Source organism: Kribbella ginsengisoli, assembly GCF_039537185.1.
In the GTDB taxonomy this organism is placed as follows: domain Bacteria; phylum Actinomycetota; class Actinomycetes; order Propionibacteriales; family Kribbellaceae; genus Kribbella; species Kribbella koreensis.
In genome coordinates this window covers 115627-129082 of the sequence record NZ_BAABAA010000018.1, presented here as the reverse complement: position 1 = coordinate 129082, position 13456 = coordinate 115627, and the positions used below count along the sequence as shown (strand labels likewise).

The following is a 13456-nucleotide window of genomic DNA, read 5'->3' as shown; positions in this document are numbered from 1 at the left end:
GCGTCGGTCGAATGTGATGCGCCGCGGTCCTCGCCCATCTAGCGTCCTCTCCGGCGATGGCTGTCGGGGTGACAGCCTGCCGTGACTGGAGGGGTGGGCCGTGGGTCCGTTGCAGGGATATCTGGGCAGGCGCGTCGCCGGAGCGATCACCGTGGCGATGCTGGCAGCGCTGTTGCCGATGGCACCGATCGTCCAAACCGCCGGGGCGGCGACGGCGCCGAAGCCGAAGGCGGTCGCCGGTGCACCCGACGTCCAGGGGGCCCGGTCGGCCGCTCGCCGGCAGGGTTCCAAGGTCGAGGTCACCAACCTCCGGACCGAGAAGCAGACCGTCTTCGCCGACCCGACCGGCGCGATGAACCTCGAGCTGTCGCCGGTCCCCGTGCGGGTCAAGCGGGGCGACTCCTGGGTCGGCGTCGAGACGGACCTGGTACGCCGTACCGACGGCTCGGTCGGCCCCAAGGCGGCGACCCTCGACGTCAGCTTCTCCGGCGGCGGCAAGACGACCCCGCTGGTGGCCTTCGGCAAGGACGGCAAGCGTCTGGCGTTGACCTGGCCGACCAACCTGCCGACGCCAGACCTCGAAGGCGCAACTGCGACGTACAAGGAAGTCCTCCCCGGCGTCGACCTCGTGATGACCGCCGAGGCCTCCGGCTACACGCAGCACCTCGTCGTCAAGAACGCGGAAGCGGCCAAGAAGCTGACCCGCGTCGAACTCGGTCTGAAGACGACCGGCCTGACGGTCGCGACGACGAAGACCGGGGGTCTGGAGGCCAAGGACGCCAAGGGGCAGATCGCGTTCACCGCACCGCCGTCGGCGATGTGGGACGCGGGCACGCTGCGCTCGGTCGCGAAGGTCGAGATCAAGGCCGGCCAGCTCGCCCTCACCCCGGACCTGAAGCTGATGACCGACCCGAAGGCGAAGTTCCCGATCACGGTCGACCCGAACTGGGCCACCTATGACAAGAACTTCTGGACCTCGGTCGTCTCCGGCAAGGCAGGCACTGCCTATCCGAACACCAGCCCCGGCGGCAACACGGTCGCCCAGGTCGGTCTGTGCAACTTCAGCGGCTGCAACGGCATCGGGACCGCGCGCTCGTACTTCCAGTTCGACACCGGCGCGGGCGGAATCCTGCAGGGCAAGGCGATCATGGGCGTCTGGCTCGACACGGCCGTGGTGCACAGCGGCAACTGCACCGACAGCTGGCACACGCTGCACGTCAGCGGTGCGGTCGGCGGCGGTACGACCTGGAACAACATGCCGCAGGGTCCCGAGATCGCCGGCGCCTCAGCGCCCCGCGCGAACGACAACGGCGGCTGTGGCGGCTGGAAGCCGTTCTCCTTCGGGCTGCCGACGAACCAGATCAACCCCGGTGGACTGTCGACGTACTACATCCAGGCCGGCAACGAGGGCGACTCGTCGTTCTGGCGCAAGTACGACCCGGCGTCCACGAAGCTGCGGATCAGGTTCAACGCGTCCCCGAACACGCCCGGCTCGGTCCGTACCGACCCCGCGCTGGCCAGCCCCTGCAAGTGGTGCGCGGGCAAGCAGTACTTCGCCGGCAACTCGATCCGGCTGATCGCCGGGCTGTCCGACCCGGACGGCAACAGCGTGCTGCCGCAGTGGGACATCTACACCAACGGCGCCCTCGAGACGCGGTACGGAAGCCTGCAGGCCAACGGCGCGACGCATGACACCACGGTCAACCTGACTGACGGCAAGACGATGGAGTGGTACGTCCGCGGCTGGGACACCAACGAGGACGACGGCCAGCGCCTGGCGTCCAGCGCCTTCGTGCACGGGCCGGGTCCGTTCATCGTCGACAAGACGGCGCCGTCCTCGGGACCGAAGGTGAGTGCCGGGCTCTACCGTCAGGACAACCGCTGGCACGGCGGCGTCGGCGTACCGGACACGCTGACCTTCGAGCGCACATCGCAGCCCCTGCCCGACGCGGGCACGGCGGACGTCGACCACTACCTGTGGGGAACGGTCAACCCGCCGGACAACTCGGTCGATGCGACCGGCGCGCTGGGTGGACCGGCGACTGCGACGTTCACCCCGGACTTCGACGGTCCGCAGGACATCTTCGTGCAGAGCGTCGACCGGGCCGGCAACAAGAGCCCCGTCACCACCCACCACATCTACGTCCGGGCCGGCAACGGCGCGTACTCGCAGTACCCGTTCGACGGGAACGCGGACGACACCGCGTTCCTCGGTGACCACGACGGGACAGTGTCCGGCGGACCGACGTACGGTACCGGCGCGCTCGGCAACGCGATCCGGCTGGACGGGTTCGACGACTCGGTTTCCGCGCCGAGCGCGGTCCGTACCGACCAGAGCTTCTCGGTGTCCGCCTGGGTCAAGCCGGAGTCGCTGCCGGTCACCGACGGGGTGGCCGCGATCGCCACCCAGGAAGGCGATCGGGTCAGCTCGTTCTACCTGAACTACCGCGCGGAGGGTGAGAAGACGACCTTCCAGCTGACCAGCGAGGACAAGGACAGCCCGAACGCGGTCTGGGCCCAGGGGCCGGCGCTGCCGATCGGTGCCTGGAGTCAGGTGACCGGCGTCTACGACAAGCAGGCCAACAAGCTGCGGCTGTACATCAACGGCGCCAAGGTCAGCGAAGCGCCGGTACCGGCCAACTACGCCTGGCACGCGAGCGGTCCGCTGACGATCGGCCGGGACAAGTGGAACGGCAACTTCGGCGACTGGTTCAAGGGCTCGATCGACGAGGTGCAGGTCTTCGACCGGGCGCTGACCGACGCCGATGTCCGCGCCTCGGTCGGTCGCGACAACGTCCGTACCGGCCAGTGGAAGTTCGACGACCTGCCCGGTACCACCGCCCGCAACGACGTCGACGGCGGCTCCGACCTGGTGCTCAACGGCCACGCGACGCTGACCGGTCCGACGAGCGGCGGTGCCGTGGGTGGCGCAGTACAGCTGGATGGCGACATCAACAGCTTCGCCGCGACCAGCGGACCGGTCATGCGGACCGACCAGAGCTACACCGTCGGCGGTTGGGTGAAGCTGACCCAGGCGCCGCCGGAGGGCCAGGCCCTGGTGGCGATGTCGGCCGAGGGGACCGTGAACAGCGCGTTCTTCCTCAGCTATCGCACCGTGAGCGGCGTCGGCAAGTGGGAGTTCCTGTCCCCGTCGGCGGACACCGGCACACCGCGTGCGGCCGATGCCCAGGTGCTGTCCAACGTGACGGCGAAGCTCAACGTCTGGACTCACGTGGCTGGTGTCTACGACGCGCAGGCCCACCAGATCAAGCTGTACGTCGACGGCAAGCTCGCCGGTACCGTCGCGCAGACCGCCGGCTTCAACGCGACCGGGCCGCTGACCGTCGGCCGGGGCAAGTGGGGTGGCACCCTGACCGGTCCTTGGCTGGGCTCGGTCGACGACCTGCGTGCCTACAACCGTGAGCTGTCCGAGTCCGAGCTCCAGGGAATTGTTGCCCGAAGCAACGTCACGGCCGGCAGCTGGAAGCTCGACGGCAACGCGAACGACACCTCCGGCCGGACCCCGGCACTGAACGGAACCCTCGGCGACGGCGTCGCCTGGGCCGGTGGCCAGACGGCCAACCCCGCGCCGAGCGACCTGTCGCTGAAGCTGAACGGCACCACCGCGCACGTCTCCGCGCCGGCCGCTCTCGACCTGAAGCAGAGCTTCTCGGCCACCGCCTGGGTGCGGCTCGATTCCGACGCCCACGGTGCCGCGGTGGTCTCCCAGGACGCGGGCCGGATCAGTGCCTTCAACATGCACCTGGCCTGGGACAAGAAGTGGGTGGTCGCGATGCGCAGCTGCGACGCCAGCTGGAACTGCACCGAGACCCGAGCGACCGGACCGGCTCCGCAGCTGGGGGCGTGGACCCACCTGGCCGGCGTGTACGACGCGTCAGCTGGACTGATCTCGATCTACGTGAACGGCGTGCTCGCCGGGACCCAGGCCTACAAGCACACCTGGGACTATGCGGCCGGACCTGTCCAGATCGGCCGGGCCACCTGGGGCAACGGGGACAAGGTCGACTTCTTCCCGGGTTCCATCGATGACGTCAACGTCTACAGCCGGGTGCTGTTCGCCGACGAGATCCGCGCGATGGCCGGGCGGGATCTGACCCTGGCGCACAACTGGCGTCTGGACGAGCCGAGCGGTACCGCCGCGGCAGACTCGGTCGGCGCCCGCGCCGGAACACTGACCGGAGCGAGCCACGTGGCCGGGCACCTGGGCAACGCGCTCGACTTCGACGGAGTGGACGACTCGGCCACCACGACCGGTGTGGACGTGGACACCTCGAAGAGCTTCACCGTCTCGGCGTTCGTCAAGCTCCGCAAGATCTGCGACCCCGGTGCCGAGTTCCAGTGCCGGCTGACCGCGGTCAGCCTCGACGGCGGTGCGACCAGCAAGTTCCGGCTCGGCCATGTGACCGACGTCGACAACAACCTGTTCGGCGCCTGGACGTTCGAGATGCCGGAGGCCGACGGCACGGTGACGAAGGCGGCCGTCTCGGCGGTGCAGTCCGACCTCGACAACTGGGTGCATCTGGTCGGCGTCTACGACGCGAAGGCGCAGCAGATCTGGCTGTACGTCAACGCGACCCGGCAGGGCGACGGCACACTGAATCAGCCGTGGAAGGCGACGGGCGGGCTGCAGCTCGGACGGGGCCGAGTGGACGGCGCAGCCGCGGAGTACTGGCCGGGGCAGATCGACGACGTCCGGGTCTACACCGGTGGGCTGGACAAGTCGCGGATCGAGGCGCTGTACGCGTCGTACCCGCTGGTTGGTGGCGGTACGCCGGTCGCGCCGAAGGACCCGGCGGCCTACTGGAAGTTCGACGAAGGCACCGGCACGACCATCGCCGATGCCTCGGGCAACGGGAAGACGGCGACCATGAAGGGCGGCACCGGCTGGACCGGCGGCCGGACCGGGGCGAGCGGCTGGCTCGACGGCACCAGCGGGTACGCCGAGACGGCAGCGCCGGTGCTCAACACCGCGCAGAGCTTCTCCGTCTCCGCGTGGGTCTACCTGACCCTTCCCGGCCAGGGCAACCGGACGATCGTCGCCCAGGACGGCAACCGGGTCAGCAGCTTCCTCATGCAGTACAACAGCCAGTTCAACCGGTGGGCGGTCATCGTCCCCTCGGCTGACCAGGACAACCCCGCCAACGTACTGCTGACGTCGGCACAGGAAGTCTCCAACGGGCTGTGGACCCACGTCGGTCTCGTGTACGACGCGGGGCTCAAGCAACTCAAGTTGTATGTCAACGGAGCGCTGTCCGCGGCCCAGGTCGGGGTCACCCCGTTGGCTTCCACGGGTGCGACGACGATCGGCCGGGGCAAGTGGAACGGTGGGCCGGTCGACTACTTCCCGCGGGGCATCGACGAGGTCCAGTTGTACAACCGGGCACTGTCCGACGGGGAGATGCGCAAGGTGCATGACGCCCCGGCGGCCGCGATGATGGGCTTCTGGCGCTTCGACGACGGCACGGCCCGGGACTGGTCGTTCCGCAACAACCCCACGACGACCAGCGGCACGCCGGCGTACCCGGTCGGCCAGGTCGGTGGGCAGGCGCTGCAACTCGACGGCGCGAGTGCTGCGACAGCGCAGTACTGGAACGCTCCGCCCCGGGACAGCTACACCGTCTCGGCCTGGGCCAAGCTGACGCGTGCCGACAAGGTCGCCACGGTGATGGCCCAGGACGGCGACCGGATGAGCGGGTTCGTCCTGCAGTACCGGCCGGGACAGGCGCGCTGGGTCTTCGGTACGGCGGATCAGGATGCGGACGGGGCGGCCTCGAAGTACGCGGTGGCCGCGAAGCCGGCGGTGCTGAACCAGTGGACGCATCTCGTCGCGGTGAACGACTACGCGGCGCACCAGTTGCGGTTGTACGTCAACGGAGAGCTGGCCGGTACGAAGGACGACGTGACCGTGCTGAACGCCTGGGGCGGTCTGACGATCGGCCGGGCCAAGGTCAACGGAGCACCGGCCGACTACTTCACCGGCCTGATCGACGAGGTACGGACCGAGCAGGGGATCGTCACCGATGACGAGATCGCCTTGCGGGCGGTGTATCCGCAGCCGCCCGGTGGTCAGATCGCCCGGTTCCTGAACGCGGCCGGGGATCGCTACACCGGGAGCACCGATGCTCCGGTCCGGGCCGGCTACCACTTCGAGCGGTCGCTCGGAGCGCCGGTGGCGGCCGGGGAGAACACCAAGGTGCTGGACTTCGGCCGGGTGTACACCGTGAAGCCGACCAACCTGTCGACGCTGCCGCTGTACCACTGCAGTTCGGGCATCGACTCGCTCCAGTCCGACTGCGAGGGGCTCGGGACGCAGACCGAGGTACTTGGCTACACGCTCGCCTACGGGCGGCTGGCCAGGTACAACAGTCCGACCGCTGTCGATCACCTCAGTACTACGTTCGACGTCAATCCGGGCTACCGCTTCGAGGGCCCGCAAGGCTGGTTGGCCAAGGCAGCCACTGCTGGAACGGAACCGCTGATGGCCTGCCGGGACGGGGTCGACAACTTCCTGTCCGACCAGGCCGACTGCGAGGGCAAGACCGTACTGGGTGCCACCGGCAACATCTGGCCGGCGGCACCGGCCGGGCTGACCAGCCAGCCGATCTACCGGTGTGCGATCAACGGGGAGAAGTTCGTCTCCCTCCAGCAGAACTGTGAGGGCTTCACGCTCGACAAGCAGCTCGGTTTCGTCCTCACCACACTGCCCGCCACTGCCCCGATCTTCGCCTGACCAGCGTCTCGCCGGAAGGAAGAACATGCGCCGTATCAGACTGTCGCGCGCCCAGAAATCGGTCGCGCTGACGATGGCCTCGATCATGGTGGCGGTCGGGGTGACCCAGGCGGCCGGTCCGTCGATCGCCGCGGCGGCCACCGGACCGACCGTCCCGTTGACCAACGTCCCGTCCGTACCGGTCGGCAAGCAGTCGATGGCACCGCGGCCGGTGGACGAAGCCACCAGCCGCCAGCTGCACGGCGATCAGCCCGCGGCGGGGAGCGCCAAGGAGGGTGGCAGCACGTCGGGTGCGACGCCGCTGGCTCCCTCGGCGACCTGGGACGTCGCCGCGCAGACCGGTGACTTCACCTGGAACTACCCGTTGCGGGTACCGCCCGCGCCTGGCGGTCTGGAGCCGAACCTCGCCCTGAGCTACGCCTCGTCGGCCGTCGACGGGCGGACGAGCGCGACCAACAACCAGGCCTCCTGGGTCGGCGACGGCTGGTCGCTCGACCCCGGCTTCGTCGAGCGCTCGTACGGCGGCTGCGCCGACGACAAGGACGGCAGCACCAAGGGGCAGAACACCCCCGACCTGTGCTGGCGATCGGACAATGCGACCGCGTCGTACGGCGGCGGTGGCGGCACCCTGATCCTGGGCAAGGACGGCTGGCGCAACAAGCGCGACGACGGCGCCCGGATCGAGCGGCTGACCGGCGCTTCGAACAGCGACGCCGACGGCGAGTACTGGCGCATCACCGGGACCGACGGGACGCAGTACTACTTCGGCTCCCGGTCCGATTCCAAGTCGACCTGGACCGTTCCCGTGTACGGCGACGACACCGGCGAGCCCTGTCACGGGGACACCTTCGACAAGTCGTCCTGCAAGCAGGCCTGGCGATGGAACCTCGACAAGGTCGTCGACCCGCACGGCAACGTGATGCTCTACAACTACGAGACCGAGACCAACAAGTACGGCCAGAACCTCAAGGACCCGGGCGTCGAGTACGTCCGCGGCGGCTGGCTGAAGAACATCGAGTACGGCCTGCACACCAGCGCGTCGAGCCAGCCGACCGGCCGGGTCGACTTCGCAACGGCGTACCGGTGTGTCCCCGGTAGCACCTGCACGCTGGACAAGCCGGAGAACTTCCCGGACGTCGCGCTCGAGGACCGCTGCGACGCTGCCACCTGCAAGGACCACTACTGGCCGACTTTCTGGAGCACCCAGCGGCTGTCGACGATCACCACCTCGATCTGGCGTGGATCGTCGTGGGGTGAGGTGGATCGGTGGACCCTCGACCAGCAGTTCCCCGACCCCGGTGACGGCGGCAAGGCAGCGCTCTGGCTGAAGTCGATCAAGCACACCGGCCTCGCCGGGGCGACCCCGGTCGAGCTGCCGCCGGTCACCTTCGAGGGCGCGAAGCTGGCCAACCGCGTCTACCAGGCCGACGACCTCGCGCCGATCATCCGCTACCGGATCACCGGCATCGTCTCCGAGACCGGCGGCGTGACCTCGATCAACTACGCGGCGCCGGACTGCCTGGCGCCGCCCACCAACGCCGAGACGAACACCCTGCGGTGCTTCCCGGTCCGGTGGACGAAGAAGAACCACGCCGAGCGGACGGACTACTTCAACAAGTACGTCGTGGCATCGGTGACCGAGTCGGACCGGATCAGCTCCAACCCGATGCAGATCACCAGCTACGAGTACCTCGACGGCGCCGCCTGGCACTACGACGACTCGGAGTTCGTGCCGGCCGACAAGAAGACCTGGAACGAGTTCCGTGGTTTCGGGCGGGTCAAGATCCGCAAGGGCACGGCCGACGACCCGTCCGGGCCGCAGGTCGTCACCGAGCAGCGGTTCTACCGCGGGATGAACGGCGACCACCTCGCCAACGGCACGCGCACCGTGGACGTCAAGGACTCCGAGAACGGCACGCACCACGACGAGGACTGGCTGCAGGGCTTCCTGCTGGAGACGATCAGCTACCTCGGCGACACCGGCCAGGTGGTCAGCAAGACGATCAACGAACCGGTGTGGCAGGGTCCGACGGCGATCCGGGGCGACTTCAAGTCCTACATCGTCGACTCCGCGTCGTCGCGCACGATGACCGCGCTCGACAACGATCGCGGCTGGCTGCCACGAAGACGGAGACGAAGTACGACGAGCTCGGTGTCCCGATCGAGGTCAACGACCTGGGCGACGTCACCAAGGCCGACGACGACAAATGCGTCCGTACGACGTACGTCCGCAACCGCGACCTCTGGCTGATGGACCTTCCGTCGCGGGCCGAGACGGTCTCGGTCGCCTGCGACAAGACGCCGGTGTTCCCGGACGACGCGGTCTCCGACGTCTACACCAGCTATGACGGCCACGCACGTGGCGTAGTACCGACGGTCGGGAACGCGACCAAGGTCGAGCGGCTCGTGGACCGGCCGGCCACCGGACCGGCGTCGTACTCGACCTCGACGACCTCGTACGACGTGTACGGCCGGGAGACGGCGAAGTCCGACGCCCTCGATCGGGTGACCACGACCGTCTACACCCCGGCGACCGGCGGCCCGGCGACCAAGACGGTGATCACCGACCCCGCCGGATTCGCCACGACGACCACGCTGGACCCTGCCTGGGGTCTGGGCGTGCTCACGGTGAACGCGAACCAGCGCAAGACCGAGACGAGTGTGGATGCACTCGGCCGGGTCATCGCCATCTGGCCGGCCAACCGGCCGCGGTCGAACTTCCCGGCCAGCCAGACCTTCAGCTACCAGTACCGCAACGACGCGCCCACGGTCGTCACCGAGACGACGCTCGGCCCGAACAATCGCTTCGTCACGACCAACCAGCTCTACGACGGGCTGCTGCGACTGCGGCAGACCCAGGCGCCGGCGGTGGGTGGCGGGCGCCTGATCACGGACACCCGGTACGACTCGCAGGGGCGGATCTGGAAGCAGACCCAGCCGTACTACAACGACGGCGCGGTCGACGCGGAGCTGTGGACGTCGAGTGACGCCGATGTGCCGGGGCTCTCGGTCACGGAGTACGACGGCGCCGGTCGCACGGTCGCCCGGATCTACCAGGCCGGGGTGCAGGAGAAGTGGCGGACGACGACGAAGTACGAGGGTGACGGGGTCAGCGTGACACCGCCGCAGGGGGACACCCCGACCACCTCGATCTTCGACGCTCGTGGGCAGACGGTCGAGTACCGGCAGCACAAGACGGCGACCAGCTTCGACACGACGAAGTTCGCCTACACGCGGACGGGCAAGCTCAGCACGGTCCAGGACCCGGCCGGCAACACGTGGCGGTACAAGTACGACCTGGCCGGCAACCAGGTCCGGACGGACGACCCGGACAAGGGCGCGTCGACGATGGTCTACGACGCGGCCGGGCAGCTCACCCAGCTGACCGATGCCAGGGGCAACAAGTTGTTCACCAGCTACGACCCGCTCGGCCGGCGGCTGACGGTCCGGTCGGGGAGCGCGGACGGCACGGTGCTGTCGAAGTGGACCTACGACACGGCGCTGTACGGCAAGGGACAGCTGGCGACGGCTACCCGGTACGACAACGGGCAGGCGTACTCCGTCTCCGTCGATGCCTATACCGCTCTGGATCAGCCCTCGACGACCACGATCACGATCCCCGAGGCAGAGGGGCAGCTGGCCGGGTCCTACGCCAGCACGAGCAAGTACAACGCTGATGGGTCGCTGGCGAGTACGACGTACCCGGCTGCCGGTGACCTGGCGGCGGAGACGCTCAACCACACGTATGACGACCTCGGCCATCCGCTGCGCACGTACGGCGGCATGGGCGGGTCGACTGTGGAGTACGCGCAGAACACGGAGTACACCCGGTACGGCGAGCTGCAGCGGATGCAGCTCGGTGAAGGGGACAAGCGGGCCTGGCTGTCGAACTACTACGACGACAGCAGCCGCCGGCTCAACCGGACGATCGTCGACGCCGAGGTCACCCAGCCGATGCAGGCTGACCTCAACTACCAGCGCGACCCGGCGGGCAACATCACCTCCATCTCGGATACCGCGATGGACAAGCCGGCCGACGTGCAGTGCTTCCGGTACGACTACCTCCGGAGACTCACTGAAGCCTGGACGCCGGGTGGTGGCTGCAGTAGTGACCCCTCGACGGCCGCGCTCGCCGGGCCGGCGCCGTACTGGCAATCGTTCAGCTATGACGCGACCGGCAATCGCAAGACCAAGACCGTGCACGCTGCCGGCGGCAACACGACCCAGACCTACGCCTACCCGGCTGCGGGTGCCGATCGGCCGCATGGACTGAACTCGGTCACTACGACCGGCACTGGCGCGGATCGTGTTGACGACTATGGGTACGACGTCGCCGGGAACACCACCTCGCGGAAGGTCGCCGGTACCAGCCAGACGCTGGAGTGGGACGTCGAGGGCCACCTGGCCAAGGCAACCCAGGCGGGGAAGAGCAGTACCTTCCTCTACGACCCGGACGGCAACCGGCTGGTCCGCCGCGACCCGGGCGCGCGCACGCTCTACCTGAACGGCGAGGAGCTGCGGCTCGACGAGGCCACCGGGCAACTGCGCGCAACCAGGTACTACAGCCACGCCGGCGAATCGATCGCCGTCCGTACGGGGGCCGGCCTGACCTGGACCGCTTCCGACCACCAGGGCACCGGGACGATCGCGATCGGCGCCGACTCGCAGGCAGTGGTCCGGCGGTGGCAGACACCGTTCGGTGAGACCCGGGGGAGTGAGGTCGACTTCCCGGGGAGCAAGGGCTTCGTCGGCGGTACAGAGGACGACAGCACTGCCCTGACCCATCTGGGCGCCCGGGAGTACGAGGCGTCGACGGGGCGGTTCATCACGGTCGACCCGGTGATGGATCTGGCCGACCCGCAGCAACTGCAGGGGTACTCGTACTCCAACAACAATCCGGTCACGTACTCGGATCCCAGTGGTCGCAGCTTCTGCATCTGCGGTCACGCGGGACCACCGCCGCCTCCGCCGACCCCTGCCACGGTCATCGAGATCCCGGACATCCAGCAGAAGCCGAAGGCGCCGAAGCCCACTGTCACCAACCAGAAGCTGCAGAAATCACCTCAACCACATCTACGCCGAGGTGAGCGACAAGAACTGGATCGGCAGCGGCAAGAGCGCTGACGCGTTGCGCAACGAGTTGCTGACCGGCCGGGCGACGCACGGCATCTACCACGACGTGTCGGTCGCGCAGGACTTCGCCGGCCTGGTGGACCTGATCGACGAGGACGACATCGCCCGCGGCAAGGGCGGCTCGCTACTGAGCGGGGAGGAACGCAACATCGCGATCAACGAGGCCAAGGAGTTGTGGGGTGCGCTCAACCAGCCCGACAGCCGTGGCGTCGTGACCCGGACGACGAACTCGCAGCCGGGGCGCAAGGACCAGTTCGAGCAGCCGTTGAAGAAGGCGTCCGAGAAGATGGCCTACACCAAGGTCACCGACGCGCAGTACTACAAGCCGGAGAATCCGGTCGGCCGGAGTCCGGTCTACAAGAACAAGGGCGCGACGACCCGTGGGTTCCTGCGGGGAATGGGCTTCCTGTCCGTGGTACCGATAGCCATCGACATCTTCCGGGGCCCGACGCCCGGAGCGAGCCCGAAGCAGCAGATGATGGAAGGGTTCTGTGTGTTCGACATGGCCGGCATCTGTGACCAGTACCTGAATCCGCAGGTCGGAGGGGTGGCTTGACCGACGCACGGATGGCGCTGAGCCTCGGCTCGGACCTCGCTGATCGGCTCTGGATGGCTGTACCGGAGGCGCGTCCGCTCCTCGCCGGCTTGCTGGCGAAGGAAGTGGAGGACGCCATCCGGTACAGCCGGGAGCTGACGCCGCCGGGGTACGCCGAGGTGGCCGACGCGCTCTATCTGGACCTGCTCCGGCCCTCGCTGCCTGGGTCGGAGGGGGTCGTACGACGCTGCCTGGGCGTGCTCGGGCGGCTCGTCCGTGAGGCGGACGGTGACTGGCGCTGGGAGACGATCGACCGCAACATCGTCCGGATGCTGGAGCAGGACGGCTTCGGACCCGCGCTGGCCGCGCTGGATCCGGACTTCATGCGGCTCGTCGGGAGCACCCGCAAGCGGCTCGGCCAGGACCGGTCGGTATGAGAGTTCTGTGACTTTTCTGTCGCGAACCCGGCGATCATGCCTGCACAAGCTGGCGCGCGGGGTTACAAAGGAAGTGGCGAAGGGAGCCACGAATGACGTACGACGTGGTGGTGCTCATCGAACGTGAGATGAGCGAGGGCGACGCAAGAAGGGTCGCCGCCCTGCATGCAAGGCTCGAGGAGACGGTCGACTATCACGTCCTCGTCTCCAGTCACCCCACTGAGGGCATCGGCGGCCCGATGGCGTTGCTGGGCTCCAGCTTCGCGGACGTCGCCGGCCTGTCCGCCGGTACCAGTCCCGGCCGCACCTCAACCGCGACCGCCCTGGCCGACCCCCAGTTCGACCTGGCCTCGGTGATCGAACACAGCTCCAGAAGACTCCGCGCCCACAACAACTGCCGGGTCAACGTCTCCATCACCCACGGCGAGATCCTCCTAGCCCTGAAAACCCTGGTCAACAGCACCAAGAGCCAAGAAGTAGTGGTCGTCGCCTGGCCCGAAACGGTAGCCCGCTTCCTCTGCTCCAACTGGCCCACCAACGCCCGCAAGGAACTGAAAGTCCCCCGAATCCGGGTCCTGGAACACGCGGACTAGCCGATCC

General features: G+C 68.2%; 6 protein-coding genes. All 6 read left to right on the top strand.

Annotated elements, in window-relative coordinates:
• Positions 1 to 100 precede the first annotated feature (100 nt).
• On the top strand, positions 101 to 6751 hold the full coding sequence (locus tag ABD768_RS38750; protein WP_344849282.1) for a LamG domain-containing protein: 6651 nt from the start codon (positions 101 to 103) through the stop codon (positions 6749 to 6751).
• A gap of 25 nt (positions 6752 to 6776) precedes the next feature.
• Complete coding sequence (locus ABD768_RS38745) at positions 6777 to 9002, top strand: SpvB/TcaC N-terminal domain-containing protein (RefSeq protein WP_344849279.1); 2226 nt, start codon at positions 6777 to 6779, stop codon at positions 9000 to 9002.
• Positions 9002 to 11875, top strand: coding sequence for an RHS repeat domain-containing protein (locus ABD768_RS38740; protein WP_344849328.1), 2874 nt, complete (start codon positions 9002 to 9004; stop codon positions 11873 to 11875). The genes ABD768_RS38745 and ABD768_RS38740 overlap by 1 nt, the downstream gene beginning before the upstream one ends.
• Entirely contained in the window at positions 11835 to 12440 is a 606-nt protein-coding gene (locus ABD768_RS38735) for a hypothetical protein (protein ID WP_344849277.1), read from the top strand. Before ABD768_RS38740 ends, ABD768_RS38735 begins: the two co-directional genes overlap by 41 nt.
• Complete coding sequence (locus ABD768_RS38730) at positions 12437 to 12856, top strand: hypothetical protein (protein WP_344849275.1); 420 nt, start codon at positions 12437 to 12439, stop codon at positions 12854 to 12856. The genes ABD768_RS38735 and ABD768_RS38730 overlap by 4 nt, the downstream gene beginning before the upstream one ends.
• 92 nt (positions 12857 to 12948) lie before the next feature.
• Positions 12949 to 13449 carry a hypothetical protein gene (locus ABD768_RS38725; protein ID WP_344849273.1) on the top strand — a complete coding sequence of 167 codons (501 nt, stop codon included), beginning with the start codon at positions 12949 to 12951 and terminating at the stop codon, positions 13447 to 13449.
• The last annotated feature ends 7 nt before the right edge of the window (positions 13450 to 13456 follow it).

What these genes read in the sequence shown, in the direction of transcription:
- ABD768_RS38745 (WP_344849279.1), top strand. Translation starts at nt 6,777, where the DNA reads ATGCGCCGTATCAGACTGTCGCGCGCCCAGAAATCGGTCGCGCTGACG.
- ABD768_RS38740 (WP_344849328.1), top strand. Translation starts at nt 9,002, where the DNA reads ATGGACCTTCCGTCGCGGGCCGAGACGGTCTCGGTCGCCTGCGACAAG.
- ABD768_RS38725 (WP_344849273.1), top strand. Translation starts at nt 12,949, where the DNA reads ATGACGTACGACGTGGTGGTGCTCATCGAACGTGAGATGAGCGAGGGC.